General features: G+C 63.0%; 13 protein-coding genes. 5 read left to right on the top strand and 8 right to left on the bottom strand.

Features of this window, described 5'->3' with window-relative positions; genetic code table 11:
- Positions 1 to 34: 34 nt before the first annotated feature.
- Complete coding sequence (locus Har1129_RS01095) at positions 35 to 523, bottom strand: COX15/CtaA family protein (RefSeq protein WP_151098971.1); 489 nt, start codon at positions 521 to 523, stop codon at positions 35 to 37.
- 128 nt (positions 524 to 651) lie between these two features.
- Here Har1129_RS01095 and Har1129_RS01090 point away from each other — a divergent pair, with 128 nt between their 5' ends.
- Together Har1129_RS01090 and Har1129_RS01085 are read left to right on the top strand one after the other, a co-directional pair.
- The gene (locus Har1129_RS01090; RefSeq protein ID WP_151102061.1) at positions 652 to 2,565 is read left to right on the top strand and encodes a methyl-accepting chemotaxis protein; all 1,914 of its coding nucleotides are present in this window, start codon (positions 652 to 654) and stop codon (positions 2,563 to 2,565) included.
- Positions 2,566 to 2,737: 172 nt separating this feature from the next.
- On the top strand, positions 2,738 to 4,990 hold the full coding sequence (locus Har1129_RS01085; RefSeq protein ID WP_151098970.1) for an NADP-dependent malic enzyme: 2,253 nt from the start codon (positions 2,738 to 2,740) through the stop codon (positions 4,988 to 4,990).
- A 100-nt stretch (positions 4,991 to 5,090) separates the two neighbouring features.
- On the opposite strand, the gene Har1129_RS01080 is transcribed toward Har1129_RS01085, so the two are convergent.
- The 4 genes from Har1129_RS01080 to truD all read right to left on the bottom strand — a co-directional run bounded on the left by Har1129_RS01080 (position 5,091) and on the right by truD (position 8,876).
- The gene (locus Har1129_RS01080) at positions 5,091 to 5,351 is read right to left on the bottom strand and encodes a hypothetical protein (RefSeq protein WP_151098969.1); all 261 of its coding nucleotides are present in this window, start codon (positions 5,349 to 5,351) and stop codon (positions 5,091 to 5,093) included.
- A 319-nt stretch (positions 5,352 to 5,670) separates the two neighbouring features.
- Complete coding sequence (locus tag Har1129_RS01075; protein WP_151098968.1) at positions 5,671 to 6,333, bottom strand: ribonuclease H; 663 nt, start codon at positions 6,331 to 6,333, stop codon at positions 5,671 to 5,673.
- A 382-nt stretch (positions 6,334 to 6,715) separates the two neighbouring features.
- Positions 6,716 to 7,411, bottom strand: a complete 696-nt coding sequence (locus tag Har1129_RS01070) for a phosphoribosyltransferase (protein WP_151098967.1) — start codon at positions 7,409 to 7,411, stop codon at positions 6,716 to 6,718.
- 70 nt (positions 7,412 to 7,481) lie between these two features.
- On the bottom strand, positions 7,482 to 8,876 hold the full coding sequence (gene truD / locus Har1129_RS01065) for a tRNA pseudouridine(13) synthase TruD (protein WP_151098966.1): 1,395 nt from the start codon (positions 8,874 to 8,876) through the stop codon (positions 7,482 to 7,484).
- Between the two features lie 139 nt (positions 8,877 to 9,015).
- Here truD and Har1129_RS21115 point away from each other — a divergent pair, with 139 nt between their 5' ends.
- Positions 9,016 to 9,144: a hypothetical protein gene (locus tag Har1129_RS21115; RefSeq protein ID WP_255518322.1), complete on the top strand. Its 129-nt coding sequence runs from the start codon at positions 9,016 to 9,018 to the stop codon at positions 9,142 to 9,144.
- A gap of 14 nt (positions 9,145 to 9,158) precedes the next feature.
- On the opposite strand, the gene Har1129_RS01060 is transcribed toward Har1129_RS21115, so the two are convergent.
- Positions 9,159 to 10,508: an MFS transporter gene (locus tag Har1129_RS01060; RefSeq protein WP_151098965.1), complete on the bottom strand. Its 1,350-nt coding sequence runs from the start codon at positions 10,506 to 10,508 to the stop codon at positions 9,159 to 9,161.
- 58 nt (positions 10,509 to 10,566) lie between these two features.
- Here Har1129_RS01060 and Har1129_RS01055 point away from each other — a divergent pair, with 58 nt between their 5' ends.
- Positions 10,567 to 11,559, top strand: a complete 993-nt coding sequence (locus Har1129_RS01055; RefSeq protein ID WP_151098964.1) for a transposase — start codon at positions 10,567 to 10,569, stop codon at positions 11,557 to 11,559.
- Between the two features lie 100 nt (positions 11,560 to 11,659).
- On the opposite strand, the gene Har1129_RS01050 is transcribed toward Har1129_RS01055, so the two are convergent.
- Positions 11,660 to 13,063, bottom strand: a complete 1,404-nt coding sequence (locus Har1129_RS01050) for a short-chain fatty acid transporter (protein WP_151098963.1) — start codon at positions 13,061 to 13,063, stop codon at positions 11,660 to 11,662.
- A gap of 157 nt (positions 13,064 to 13,220) precedes the next feature.
- Here Har1129_RS01050 and Har1129_RS01045 point away from each other — a divergent pair, with 157 nt between their 5' ends.
- Positions 13,221 to 14,192, top strand: a complete 972-nt coding sequence (locus tag Har1129_RS01045) for a C-terminal binding protein (protein ID WP_151098962.1) — start codon at positions 13,221 to 13,223, stop codon at positions 14,190 to 14,192.
- 22 nt (positions 14,193 to 14,214) lie between these two features.
- On the opposite strand, the gene Har1129_RS01040 is transcribed toward Har1129_RS01045, so the two are convergent.
- Positions 14,215 to 15,138: a thiamine-phosphate synthase family protein gene (locus Har1129_RS01040; RefSeq protein ID WP_151098961.1), complete on the bottom strand. Its 924-nt coding sequence runs from the start codon at positions 15,136 to 15,138 to the stop codon at positions 14,215 to 14,217.
- Between the last annotated feature and the right edge of the window lie 147 nt (positions 15,139 to 15,285).

Below are 15,285 nucleotides of genomic sequence, written 5' to 3'. Positions count from 1 at the left end.
TCTTACGTGTTAACCACGGGGGTGGTACTCGTGTTCAATCGTCAGCGCGTGCTGTGTGCTGGGTCTCGGCCGATTGTACCGATGGTGACTCCGCCGCCTCGGTGTAGGCCCACGCCGTCGCCGCGACCATCGCGCCGAAGATGAGCTGTGCGGCCCCGTGGTGGAGCACCTGCGCCGTAGCACCGAAGTTGAAGATGGTGTTTGCGCCGAGGAGAACCTGCACTGGGAGCACGACCGTTGCGATGCCTGTTGCGAGCTTGATCCGCCGGCTGTACTCACCGCGCCACGCGGCGATTGTCGATCCGAGAATGCCGAACCCGGTAATCATTGCGACTAAGCGGTGGAACCACTCGACGAAACTCGCCCAGTTTGCGGGGAATAGTCCCATCCAGCCGTCACAGAACGGCCAGCGTGCCTCACAGGTCAGGCCGGCACCGATGGCACCGGTGTACACGCCGAGCAGGATGAGTGCGAACGTCAGCACCGTCGTTGTCGCCACCAGTCGGCGGAAACGGGTGGTCATACATAGAACTTCGGTTGCACGTACTTATGCTCTCTTTTCGCGCCTCGCAGACGGATACGATTATCTTTACTGATACTCTTGGAGTCATCTTTATCTACAGGTGTGGTGGAATGGAACATAGCTACCTTATGTTCGAGCAGATCCGCACCTACATCTACGGCCGGGGGTCTCGTTCCTCAGACGCTACGGCCCGACGGGCGGACGGCGGATTCGTCGCGAGTGACCGGCAGGCCCGCTTTCTGGTCGACGCTATGGACCCGGAGTCGCCACGTCTCGGCGATTGCTTCGACGACCCGAATAAGGCCGCCATCGGGACCCAGCACGTCGAGCGGCAGTTCGAACTCGGCTCCGACGAGCTCCGAATGCTGATCGACGAATACGAAGCCGCCGGGATCAGCCAGAGCGAGTTCATCGCGACCCAAGGCCTCGTCACCGAATCGCTCGTCGAAGGTGCGTTCGATCAGCTTCGGGACGAACTCGGGGCGGACGCACAGGCCGCTATTGACTCTGTCGAGGCGGAGCTCCGGGAGGGGCTGGAGACGACACAGTCTGTCTCTCAGACGGGTATCGATGCGTTCACCGAATCTGCGGCTGACAGCGGCTCTGACGGACGACTCGACTACCACGACGTACTGCAGCACATCGGGACGCCGCTCTTTGTTCTGGATACGAACGGCGATATCCGCAGTTGGAACAGTTCGATTGAAAGACTCACCGGCGTCTCCGAGGCCGACGCAAAGGAGATGGAGATGGCGAGCATGGCGTTCTATCCGGACGGTCGGCGCGGAAAGACGCTCGCCGACAAAGTTCTCGATGCACCGGAGACAACACACACCAAGTACGACGTGCCGAAGGTCGAAGACGAGGACTTCACGCTGTACCGCGATACAAGCGTGATGGCTGACCAGTACGGGGACGAGCGTAGCATCTCGTTCAGCGCCGCCCCGATTTACGATGACGACGGCGAACTCATCGCGGTCGTCGAAATGGTTCAGGACCGAACTGACGAGGCCAATCGCCATGAGGCCGTGACGAGTCTGGTCGATGAGGTTAAATCGACTATGGCTGCACTCAAGAGCGGCCGCCTCGACGCCCGGGCGTCGTTCGACCGGACCGACGGCGGCGAGTACGTCGACGACCAACTGTACGAAGTCGTCGGCTCGCTCAACGATATGGCCGAACAGGTCGAACAGCTTGCGGACCAAGTGGACGAGCAGGCTCAGCAACTCGCAGTCACTATCGAGCAAGCGAATTCCTCCGCAGAGGCCGTCGAAAGCCGAGTTGCCGAACAGACCGACTCCCTCACCCAAGCGGCCGACAACATCCAAGATATCGGGGCCGGGATGGAGGAAGTCGCCGCGACATCGAGCGAAGTGGCGTCGGCAGCACAGCGTGCGAAAGCGGCCGCGGAAGACGGGTCGGACGCCGGTGAAGCAGTCATGGACGTTACCGACGGGCTTGCCGAGACGAGCGAAGATCTCGTGGACACCGTTACCGCCCTCGACGACCAGATGGACGAGGTGAGCGAGATCGTCGAGATAATCGCCGACGTGGCTGAGCAGACGAATATGCTCGCGCTGAACGCCAACATCGAGGCCGCCCGGGCCGGCGAGAGCGGGAGCGGGTTCGCTGTCGTGGCCGACGAAGTGAAGACGCTCGCAAACGAGACGAGCGAGTACGCCTCCGAGATATCGACGAGTATCACGACGATTCAGGACCAAGCGGACGAAACCGCGAGCATGGTCGAGACTACCCACGAGCAAGTCGAGCACGCGGAGTCCGAGATCACGGAAGCACTGGATTCGCTAGACGAGATCTCCGATGCCGTCGAGGAGGCGACCAGAGGCATTCAGGAGGTCGCCGACGCCAACGACGATCAGGCGAGCGCTATCGAGAACGTGACTTCGATGGTCGAAGACGCGCAGAATCACGCGCAGGAGGCCGAAGCGGCAACGAAGGAGATCGTCAAAGCCACTGATCGGCAGGAGGACGCGGTCACAGAACTGACTGACCGAGTCGGTGAACTCACCGACACGAACTGAGGCCCGCAGTCGGTTCATCGCGATGTGTGCCCGGCGACGGCTGTTTTCCAATTGGCGGGACACGACCTGAGCAAAATCAGCTGCAATCAGCTGGTATTCGACAACCGTCGTTGTACCGCTCGTCCGTTGACGGTAAACTTGTCTTTTTTACAGTTGGGTTCGACGTCTGGGTATGGGACTTGACGAGGATGCACTGGAGTATCACCGGAGCAAGCCGCCGGGGAAGATAGAGATTGCGACGACGAAGCCGACGAACACACAGCGTGACCTCTCGCTGGCGTACTCGCCCGGCGTGGCCGCGCCGTGCGAGGAGATCGATAAAGACCCCGAGAAAGCCTTCGAGTACACCGCGAAAGGGAACCTCGTGGGCGTCGTCTCTGACGGGTCCGCCGTGCTCGGCCTCGGTGACATCGGCCCGGAGGCCGGGAAGCCGGTCATGGAAGGAAAGGGGGTGCTGTTCAAGCGCTTCGCCGACATCGATGTGTTCGACGTGGAACTCGACACGGACAACGCCGAGGCGATGATACAGACGGTGGAGGCGATGGAGCCGACTTTCGGGGGCATCAACCTCGAAGATATCGCCGCTCCCGAGTGTTTCGAGGTCGAGCGCCGACTCAGCGAGAAACTCGACATTCCGGTGTTCCACGATGACCAACACGGGACCGCGATCATCTCCGGCGCGGCGATGGTCAACGCGGCCGACATCGCTGACAAGGAACTGGACGAACTGGAGGTCGTCTTCTCGGGTGCCGGGGCCTCCGCTATCGCGTCGGCGAAGTTCTACGTCTCGCTGGGCGTTTCGAAGGACAACATCACGATGTGTGACTCCTCGGGCATCATCACTGAGGAGCGAGCGACCCACGAGGAACTCAACCGGTTCAAACAGGAGTTCGCCCGGGACATTCCGGAGGGCGACCTCGCCGACGCGATGGACGGGGCCGACGTGTTCGTCGGCCTCTCCGTCGGCGGTATCGTCGATCAGGAGATGGTGCGGTCGATGGCGAGTGACCCCATCATCTTCGCGATGGCGAACCCGGACCCAGAGATCGCCTACGAGGACGCCAAATCCGCCCGCGACGACACGGTGATTATGGCGACCGGTCGTTCGGATTACCCGAATCAGGTCAACAACGTCCTCGGGTTCCCGTTCATTTTCCGTGGCGCGCTCGACGTGCGGGCGACCGAAATCAACGAGGAGATGAAGGTCGCGGCGGCCCGCGCGCTGGCCGACTTGGCAAGGCAGGACGTGCCCGACGAGGTCGTCAAGGCCTACGGTGACCAGCCGCTGCAGTTCGGCCCCGACTACATCATCCCGAAACCACTGGACCCGCGGGTCCTGTTCGAGGTGACTCCCGCAGTCGCCGAGGCGGCTATCGAGAGCGGTGCGGCACGGACGGAAATCGACACGGAGGCCTACGTCGAGGAGCTCGAAGCGCGGCTGGGCAAGTCCCGCGAGATGATGCGCGTCGTCCTCAATAAGGCTAAGAGCGACCCACAGCGGGTCGTGCTCGCGGAGGGCCACGACGAGAAGATGATCCGCGCGGCCTACCAGCTGGTCGAGCAAGGCATCGCCGAGCCGATTCTCATCGGCGACGCCGACCGCATCGAGTCCACGCGCCGGAAGTTCGGTCTGGAGTTCGACCCCGTCGTCGTCGACCCCGAGACCGCTGATGTGGCCGACTACGCCGACCGGCTGTACGAACTCCGTCAGCGGAAAGGCATCACGCGCCGCGAAGCTGATGAACTGATCCGGGACGGGAACTACCTCGGCAGCGTGATGGTCGAGATGGGCGACGCCGACGCGATGCTGACCGGGCTGACCCATCACTACCCGTCGGCCCTGCGTCCGCCGCTACAGGTCATCGGCACGGCCGACGACGCCGATTACGCGGCCGGCGTGTACATGCTGACGTTCAAGAACCGCGTCATCTTCTGTGCGGACACCACGGTCAATCAGGACCCCGACACGGACGTACTGGAGGAAGTCACCCGCCACACCGGGGAACTGGCCCGCCGCTTCAACGTCGAACCGCGAGCGGCGATGCTGTCGTACTCGAACTTCGGCAGCGTCGACACCAGCGGCACACAGAAGATCCGCCGGGCGGTCTCCCGCCTGCAGGACGATGACCGCGTTGACTTCCCGGTCGACGGCGAGATGCAGGCCGACACCGCCGTCGTCGAGGACATCCTCACCGACACCTACGAGTTCTCCGAACTCGACGACCCCGCAAACGTCCTCGTGTTCCCCAACCTCGAAGCCGGGAACATCGGCTACAAGCTTCTCCAGCGACTGGGCGGCGCTGAAGCCATCGGGCCGATGCTCGTCGGCATGGACAAGCCGGTCCACGTCCTCCAGCGCGGCGACGAGGTCAAAGACATCGTGAACCTCGCCGGCGTCGCTGTCGTCGACGCACAGCAGGAGTAGCGCCGCTCGGCCTGAACGTACCGACAACTGCTTTTTTCGAACTGAGACGGAGTCACCCGTCAGAAAACATGGCGTTCAGGCCCGTCGCCGGAACGCGATGTCACGTATCGCCTCGCCGTCGACCGCGGGTCGGTGGGTGGAGGAAGAGTGCATCGACGACCGCCACAGCGCCGACAAGTGATCCGCCAGCGATTGCCGCCTGAAGCGAGAGGTCCAGAACGAACGCGGCGGCGAGCGTGAGGACGAACACCGCGGGGATGACGGCGAGGACGAGGTCGTGCCGCGTCGGTGACTGACGCGGCAACAGTTGCTCGACGTACTGTCCGCTGAAACCGTCCGGTCCGTTAGTTCTGGTACTCAACGTTACTCACCTCCTACTGCATACTGTATCATTTCTAATACATAAAATTTGCTCTGTGTGACGTTCCTCAAACGTACGTGGTAATAGGTACGACTATCTCCATAACTTATGAGGTTTATCTTGTGCGGACAGCGACTGAAGGAGAGGTCCGTAGCACTCAGTTGCGATAATCTCTGCCTGTTGTCTGGTTTTCTCTCAGAGTCGCGGTCGTATGTGATATTTCAAGCACGACGGCAGTGTGCTGAATGAGGAGTGCTGCAGCTACGTACTACTGTCGACGGCTATGTGAAAAAGTGCGATACCGTATCGGTCCGTCTCGTTAGTCCGACGCCCCGCCACGCTCCGCGCGTGACGGCGGCGGGACGCGTTCGTTTACGGTCGGCGCGTCAGGGAGAACACACCGGTCCGGCTCGCCATTGACGTGTGCGTACTGGTCCGGTGCGTTCGCCAGCGGATGGGCGGGGTTGCGGTCCCCGGAGATCCGCGCGGCACGGACCTCGCCGAACCCGTTGATGCGTGCCTGAATCCCGCGCCAGTGCAGTCCCGTCGCCGGCGGGACCGACACGGAGTGTGGCGGGTCGTAGGCGGAGCCATGAGAGGCCAGCACCTCCGCGTTTACGTTCTCAGCGAGCTGGTCGTGGTCGATGAGTAGCCCGACGCGGGCGTTGGGTGGGGCCCGTCTCGCAAGCACGTCGAGTCCGAGATGGAGCGCCCGATACTCCGCGACGTTGTTGTCGGGACACGTGTCCGGGACCGACAATCTGACGACGCGTTCACCGTCGAGAGTCTCGACGACGACACCCAGCCCGCCTGTCGGGCTGGTCGACTCGCTATCTGGTGATGTCGTACCACTGTGGGGCCTGAACGACCCGTCTGTGGCGATGTAGAAGTCTCGATGGTGACTCCGCGGCGGATGCGCGATGTGCGGCGTCGGTGATTCATCGAACAGGTCTCGAAGTGACGGCCGGCCGTAAGCGGCCATAGTTTCCGTTGGGTAAGCAGGATAATAAATATATTCCCTCGACGGGGGTGTCGTCCCAGTACAGCGATTTGGGTTGCTTCTGCCGCGTCGTTTCGACTGTGTCATTTCAGTACCACCGCTCTGCAGCGGAGCTGTTAGCTGGTGAGAAAGAATTATATCCGCCGAGAACCATGTTACCAACACACATGACACCGACGAAGATTCGCGAACGACTCGAAGAATCGGGGGACCGGGTCGACAAAGAGCTGTTCGTCAGTGCGTTGGAGTACGTTCGGGACGACGGTCGTACCCGACGCTAACCGTATTTTTATCGTGGCTAGCGATAGCGAGCGGCGAGACTAGCGCTGCAAGCGATACCTGTCGGGCCACTTCGTTGACCCACTCAGTCGTCGGTGAGTTGCCAGCCGTCGCCGACCGATTCGACGACGCCGCGCCGTTCCATCTCAGTGGTGACCTCGCCCAGTCGGTTCGGCTGAGCGATCTCCAAGTTCGTGCGACTGACACCATGGTACGCCCGCAGTAGCTGACGGATATCGTCTTCGGTGTGGGTCACCTGATCGCTCTTTTCCATGACGCCAGCGACGAGTTCGACCATGTCTTCGACGAAGTTCCATGGGTAGACGACCCAAGTCCACTCGTCGAGGCGCTCGCCGACGAACTCCGGCTGGTGGTCGCTGGTCTGGAGTAACTGGAGTGTCGCCGTCCGGACGCTGCTCGGGTTTCGGTCGCGGACGCACTCCGCGGCTGTCTGGATGGACTGGCCGGTGTCGGCGATGTCGTCGACGACCAGTACGTCCTTCCCCTCGACCGCGCCGTCGGCCAGTGGGTATTTGATCTGTGCCTCCTCGCCTTTCGCCGCGGTCCCGACGTAGTGTTCGACCTTCAGGCTCGCCAGGTCGTCCAGCCCGAGGAAGTCACAGAGACAGCGCCCGCCGAACCACCCACCGCGAGCCAGCGCGACGACCACGTCGGGCTCGAAGTCGGCGGCCTTCACGTCGTCGGCCACGTCTCGACAGAGGCCGTAGATGTATTCCCAGTCAGTGATGGTACACGAAAACTCGTCCGGTAGCTCGCCCATACGAGATGGCGTGTGTGGCCGGACTTAACCGTTGTATATTCCGCTGCATTTGCCCAGACAGTGCGAATCGCTATGCGTCAGGGTCGCCTTTCCGGAACTCCCGGAGGAGGACCGTCGCGTAGCTCCCCTTCGGCAGCGAGAAGGAGAACGTCAGGTCGGAACCATCGCGCTCGACGCCGAGGGCCATCCGAAGCAGGATAGCGCGCCGCGTCCCGTCGCTGTCGAACGCGCCGGGGAGGTCGAAATCGCCCTGTTCGAGACCAACGTCGTCGAGGACTTCGCGGGCGATGTCGCCCGGCTCGCCGCCGCCGAGGTCGGTGTCGGTCCCGACAAGCGGCGCGGTGACGAAGGCTCGCCCGCGCTCGCAGTGGCGTTCGACAGTCGAGAGCCGCTTTTCGGTGACCTGCTGGGTCCGGTCGGCGTCCGGAATCGGGAAGTCCTCCGGTGCGTCGCTGTCCCGGAAACAGACCACGTCGCCCTCGACGGGTCGGTCGAAGGGCAACCCCCGCTCCAGCCGTTCCGAGAGGATGCGGTTGAACACGTAGGACTGGGCGGCGTTGACGAACAGCGACTGGAGGTTCGACGGCAACGCCTCCAGCGCCTCGCGGAAGTCCGTCGGCTCGTCGGCCCCGTTCTCGACCAGTCGGTGACAGATGGAGCGCTCGTAACCCAGCGCACCCGGGAGTTTGTCCAGCGCGCCGGCCCAGTCGTGGGTCTCGTCGACGTACGCCCGCGCCTCTTGGGTCGACTCCGGTTCGCGTTCGTGCGGGTTCCCGACGTAGGCGAGGACCGCGTCCTTCCAGTCGCCGCGGGCGATTGCCAGCCCGACTTCGTGGGTGACCGGTCGCCGCGAGCCGAACCGCTGCTGGCCGAAGTAGTTGGGCACCCCGACCGTCGTATCGCCATCCGGCAGTGTCAGCCCGTCGCTCGGCGACGTGGAGCGGTCGCCGCCAGCCGGCGGGTCGTCCCCAGTGGCGAACGCACGCAGATCTGCCACGACGCTTTCGGCGTTGTCGGTGTTCTCGGTGTCACGAACGACAATCTCGAAGGCGTTGCCCGCCAGATCGCCGAAGAGGATGGGGCGACCGGCGCGGCCGACCACCTCGATGTCTGTACCGCCGATCTCCGGCAGGTCCTCGGCCGCGATACCCTTCACCGAGAACAACTGCGTCGTGACCGCGCGCTTGTCTTTCGTGCCCGCCCACGACACCCGCTCGCGGGAGATGCCCAGTCGGTCGGAGAGTTTGCTGGCGAAGTCGTTGGTCTCCCAGTTCCGAAGCTCTGCCCGGAAGACGAGATGCGGATACGCGCCGGTGTCGGCGTCGACTGGTTCGGTATCGAACGCCTCCAGTTCTCGAACGCGGAAGTCCGCGGGCGAGGCGCGGAGGTGGCCGCCCACCCCGTCGGCGTCGCTGACGTAGTACTCCATCCCGACCGCCCGCTCGATTGGGTGGGCCGCTTGCATTGACTGGATGTTTGCGGGTCGGCGCTTAGGGTTGGCGTTTGCGGACTCGCCATCGTTCTACGTCGCACCTAGTGTTATCATGGCACACGTCTTATTCGTGAGTAGGTCGTGGCTATGCAGGCGACCGGAGAGCACCACGATGCCAAAGCTAGCATGTGAGAGCTGTGGCCGAGAGATAACGTTCGATAGGGACGGTCAGGAGTCCCGCGCACCGATGCGGTACTGTCCGCGCTGTGGCGACGAGTTCCCCCCGCGCGAGGAGTGGTAGTCACCACGGCGAATTCACTCGTAAGCCCCGAACTCCCGGCCGAAGGCGATGAAGTAGGTAACGCCGACCAGACCGATGACAGTTGCAACGCCGAAGGCCAGTTCTGGACCGGCCTGTACTACCACGTCGCCAACGGGCACCGCCCATTCACTGCCGTAGAGCCAGCCGCCGAGCGCAGCGCTGGGGATGACCAGCGTGTTCCGAAGCAGGTAGTACGTCCCGGTGACGCGGCCGCCGGTGTCCTGCTCCGCCGGACCGACGATGAGCGCCTTGTGGGCGGGCAGGCCGGCAAATCGCAGCCCCGAGAACGCAAACAGCAACACCAGCACCCACTGGTCTGCCGGTGCGAAAATGAGTAGGAGCGGGAACACCGCGTAGACGAGAAAGCCCAGCGCGACGGCGGGCTTGAGCCCGGCCCATTCGGTGAGCTTTGCGACGGGGGCCATCGAGAGGATGGCAATCACCATCTCGACGCCGAGCAAGACACCGAAGAAGGCGTCGGGCCGTAGCTGGACGCCAAAGCCGGTGAATCCCACGGAGAGGAACTCAGTGACGACAATGACGAAGAAGACGTACACCATGCCGTTGGCGAAGCGGACGAGCGTATCAGCGACCAGCAGCGGTCGGAGCGTCGCCGGCATCGTCCGCAAGTCGGCGAGTATCTGATCGATGCCTTCGAAGGACTTCCCGAGCGTGTCCTCGCTCGCGTCGTAGAGGAAGTGCTGTGCGACGGTCGCAGCGATACCACAGGCCAACGCGACCAGTAGCACGCGCTGAAAGCCGTCGACGAACGTCGCGGTCGTCGCGAGCAGCGCGGCGGCGGCCAGCGGCCCGAGCAGGAAGCCGATGCGACGGAACATCTCCGTGCTGGCAAACCCCATCGCCAGCCGCCCCGGCGGGACGCTCTGTTTGACGATGGCGAAGGTCGCGCCCAGCCCGAAGGACTTCCACGCCTGTGCGAGAAAGAGGCCGACGAACACGAGCGTCCAAGCCGGCAACGTCGTCGTACCGAGCGTGATGTCGCCGATGACCGAGGCGAGATACCAGATGCCGAACCCGACCGTCGCCAGCGTCGCGAAGGCGGTCAACGCGAGCCGCGAGCCAATGCGGTCTGATACCGCCCCACCGGGGTATGGGTACACCGCGCTGATGAAGTTCCCGACGCTACCGTACAGACCGATGACGCCGGCACTGGCACCCAGAACGCGCATGTACTGGGGGATGTACCGGCTCGTCATCTGGAACGCGAGGCTAAACGCCAGCATCGACAGCGACAGCACGAGCACGTCCCGCTCCAGCGCGAAGAACTGCCGGAAGGAGTCGAGCAGGTCCACGTCCTCGTCGGCCCCTGTCTCAGTTGCCATTGTCGAGGGTGTCATAGAACGAGTAGCACACCAAAGAGCAGGGTGAACGCTGAGGTGGATGAGTCCAGCGACCCTGCAAGATGATCCTTCGGTAGAGTCGTTCTTCAATGTCGTGGAGACGGAAACGTTAGCGTTGTTTGAGCACCTCTCCTTCGAGTTTCTCGAAGGGTTCGACGTGTTCGCCCCGGCAAAGACGGGGCGAACACGAGACCACGAACCACCAGAGCTGATGCGTGGCTTTCTCCACTGCTACTACAAGGACATTTACGGCATTCGTCCGGTTGAGCGGGAGCTTCGGAACACGGTTGTTTGGCTGAGCTGTGGCTTCGATCGACCGCCGTCGAGAGACGCGGTCGATCGCTTTCTCACCGACCTCGAACACGTCGTCAACGAGGTCTTTGACCGACTCGTCGAGCAGGCCGCCCGACGCGGCCTGCTCGACTTGACCTACTGTATCGATTCAACCGACGTGAGGGCGATGCCCACCGATCCAGACGCGTCGAAGTGCTACGATCCAACCGACGACGAGTACTACTACGGCTACGGTTGCACGATCGTCTCGACCGGGCAAAAGATCCCGATTGCAGCCGAGTTCACCGAGAGCAAACAAGCACCGGAAGAGACGGCGATGCGCGTCACACGTGACGCGCTCGCCGTTGAGCAACCAATCTGGATGGTTGGTGACAGCGCCTACGACACGCTCGACTGGCACGACCACCTGCTGACCGCAGGGGTCGTGCCAGTCGCTCCGTACAACGCGCGAAACACTGATGACCCGAAAGACATCGAGTACAGGATCGAAGACCGCATCGAGGAACACAGTGAGGGCGTCCAGCTGAAGCAATCAATCCTAGACGAGACGTACAACCGCCGTACTGGCGTCGAACGAACCAACGAATCAGTGAAGGACTGCGGCCTCGGGCGAACGCACGCCCGAGGCCGCGTCCACGCACGATCGCAGGTGTTTCTTGCTCTGTGCCTTCGCCTCGTCGTCGCTATCACCAACTACGAACGCGGAGACAATCCGGGAAGCACGATCATCACGGTGTGACAAGAGTTCTATGACACCCTCATTGTCGGATACAGTTCCCCCGGGGTATTAATGCTGGAAAAAGGGGCAATCGGTCGGTTCGCCGGGAGTACAGCCCTGCTCAGTACGGGAGGACGAACAGGACGACCGCTAGGAACGGCGTGAGCGCGAGCAGCATCGCGATGGCGTAGCCGAACATCTCTCGGGCCTTGATGCGGGTGATGGCGAGCAGCGGCAGCGCCCAGAAGGGGTTCAGGAGGTTCGTGTGGGCGTCGCCGACGGCGTAGGCCATCGTCGCCTGCCCGGCCGGGACGCCGAGGTTCTGGGCGGCTTCGAGAATCGGCGGGCCGAGGATGATCCACTCGCCACCGCCGGAGGGCGCGAAGATGTTGACTGTCGCACCGGTGAGCCAAGCGATGACCGGGAACGTCTGGGGCGTCGAGACCGAGATGAGCGCGTTGGCCATCAACTGCGCGAGTCCGGAAGTGGCCATCATCCCCTGAATACCCGCGAAGAAGGGAAACAGCAACACGATGCCCGACGCGGCGGTCGCCGCCTCACCGAACTTCTCCCGGTAGGTCTGGGGGTCCATGTAGATGAAGATGCCAATCGTCAGGAAGCCGAAATTGACGATGTTCAGTCCGAGCGCGTCGATGCCGGACTGGACGAACTGTGAGACGACCAGCGCGATACCGGTCAGACCGATAATCCCGCCGAGGACGCGACTGTGATTGATTCGCTCGGCCGGGACCTGCCGGGTGGTCGCAGTCGCTTCCACGCCGCCGTCGCTCGCGGACTCGAACAGGTCGTCTTCGGGGATGTAGTGCGTGATGCCCCGTGCCTGATCACCGGTCGGCGTGATGACATAGAGGACAACGAGCGCGTAGGCTATCGAGAGGCCAGTCAGAATGAGGCCATAGGGGTGGAAGATGGTCTCGGAGGCTGAGACGACGACGTCGATGACGCCCTGCTGGATGAACTCGTTGCCCTCCGTCGCAAGCAGGAGTGGTGCGGACCCGGACAGTCCCCAGTGCCACGTAAGACCGAGGCCGAGATAGCCGGCCACGCAGAGGACCGGATAGTGGACATCGATGTCGTTCTCGTGGGCGGTCTTGCCCATTTCTCGGGCGAAAATCGCGCCCAGAATGAGGCTCAGTCCCCAGTGGACCCACCCCAGCAGCATCGTCAACAGTCCGACGAGGACGACCGCCTGTTTCCCGGTGTTGGGAAGCTCAGTCAGCCGGCGGATACCGGCGTTGACGCGCGGATGGTACGCTACGACGAAGCCCGTCATCAGGATGAGGACCATCTGCATCGAGAACGTCAGGAAGGCCCAGAAGCCGTCGTACCAGAATCCAACCATCTCGATGGGCCCGGACCCGGTGAGACCGACGCCGGCCAAGAACACCACGTAACTCAGGATGAGCGCAAACAGGAACGGGCTTGGCATCCACCGTTCCACCCATGCCGAGAGTCGATAGCCGATACGTTCGAGCACTGTTTCACTTGTGTTACCAGCCGACATACTGTTGCCACCTCCTCGCGAATGTATCATAAAAGTTTGCTACTATTCTGTCAGTTCCCCACCAGTCACCGTTGCGCAGGCACAGTCCGTGGTGTGGTTCCGATGACTGGACCCGTCCTGACAATGATTTTATTCCGTGGCCGAAGCAAGCCAGAGTATGTCATACAAAGTCGTTGTCTCTGACAGCAAAGTGATGGACGGGGAGACACGGGCGGCGGTGCTGGACGCGGTTGATGCGACTGTTGAAACGACAGAGGCGAAAGATCCGGCAACCGTCGCACGCGCAGTGAAAGACGCTGACGCGGTAATCGTCGACGCCGGAACACAGGTCACGGCCGAAGTTATCGAGGCAGCCGACTCGCTCAAAGTGGTGGGCCGAGCCGGCATCGGCGTGGACAACATCGACGTGCGGGCGGCGGTTGAGGCCGGCGTGGCGGTCGTCAACGTCCCGGACTACTCTGTCGAGGAGGTGTCGACCCACACGTTCGCACTCATGCTTGCTTGCCTGCGGAAGATACCCACGTTCGACCGGTCGGTCAAGAGCGGCGAGTGGGAGTGGGCAGTCGGGCAGCCGATGCATCGCCTCGCCGGTAGCACCGTCGGCCTCGTCGCCTTCGGCAAGCTCGCCAGTCGGTTCGCCGCGAAGCTCCGTGGCTTCGATGTCGATGTCATCGCCTACGACCCGTACGCGCCCGAGTATCGGATGGGTGACCTCGGCGTCGAGTCGGTCACGCTCGAAACGCTGCTGTCCGATTCCGATATCGTCTCGCTGCACGCTCCGCTGACCGACGAGACGCGGGGGATGATAGACGCTGACGCGCTCGACCGGATGCGTGACGACGCCCTGCTCGTCAATACGGGCAGGGGCGGGCTCGTCGATGAGACGGCGCTGTACGACGCGCTCGTCAGCGGTGACCTCGGCGGGGCCGGGTTAGACGTGCGCGAGTCGGAGCCGCCGGGAGAGTCGCCGCTCCACGGCCTCGACAGCGTCGTCTGTAGCCCCCACGTCGCGTGGTACTCCGAGGAATCCCGGGTCGAACTGACACAGACCGTGGCCGAGGATGTTATCCGGGTACTGCGGGGCGAGGAGCCCGAAAATCCCGTCGATCCCGAGACCGGTTGGTTCTGACAGTCTCGACGGCCGAGAGGTGTCAGGCGTCAGCTGCATCGAGGAGTTCGACCGCGAGTTCGGCGGCCTCAACTGCCGACTCGCCAAAGACGTAGGTTATCGGTTCGATACCGAACGCGCCGTTATGGTAGATGACGCGGGGGACCTCGCCGCGGTCGCGGAAGGCCGCTTCGAGCCGGTCGTCCCGGTCCTCATAGCCGGGGTCGAACTCTAGCGGCTCGATCCCCTGCTCGTGGGCAGCATCGAGAACTGCCTCGTCAGTCGTCAGATTGAGCGCCGCTCGGCGCGAGGCGTCGACCGCCGCCGCGGCCAGTATCGTCCGCGCGACGTGCTCCGATGCGCCGAACTCGGGATTCGACGGGACGTTGACCCGTCCACGCAAATCGTGAATCCGGCCGGGGACGGCCGCCACGTCCAGCGCGTCCTCGGCATCGGGCAGCGCCATCCCGACGTTCATCCCCACGTTCGGGATGGCGTCGACGACGATATCGCTGTCCGACAGGAGCCGCGTCGCTCGCCGCACCGACGACAACACGGCCCGTTCCGCTTGCACCGCGGTATCCGTCCCCCGAACGCAGAGGTCACAGCCCATCCCCTGCAGCGCCGGCATCTCCTCCTCGTGGACCGCACAGATGGGGCCCCGGTCCTCGAACTCCCGCACCAGAGCGAGCAGTTCGCCCAGCACTGCGAACTCATCCATCTCGCCCGCGGCCAGTCCGTCGGCGATCCGCTCGATTGTCTGTTGCATCCGAGCGTCCTCCCGGAACCGTTCCTCGATGGTGACCGAGCCGCTGCCGTACTTGCTTACTGCGGCCTGCGTCACTCCGAGCTGGGCGGCGATCTCCTGCTGGGTCCACCCCTTCTCGTCGAGTTCCGTGGCAAGCATCGCCCGGGCGGTCGGGAGGAACCGCTCGACCACGATTTCGCTCGGCAACTGCAGTGTCATTGCTATGAGTGACGGTCGTGGTTCGTTTAGCAGTTTGGACTACGAAAGCGCCGGTCGACCGCGTCGTTGTGGGTGCAGGCAGCCAGACAGCCCCGAGACGCTCCGATCCCGAAATTCGCTGTATGTCACTCTCCTCGGGAGCTATAA

This window comes from Haloarcula sp. CBA1129 (genome assembly GCF_008729015.1).
Classification (GTDB): domain Archaea; phylum Halobacteriota; class Halobacteria; order Halobacteriales; family Haloarculaceae; genus Haloarcula.
Note: the sequence above shows the minus strand (reverse complement) of the source record. Positions and strands in the feature narration are given on the sequence as shown.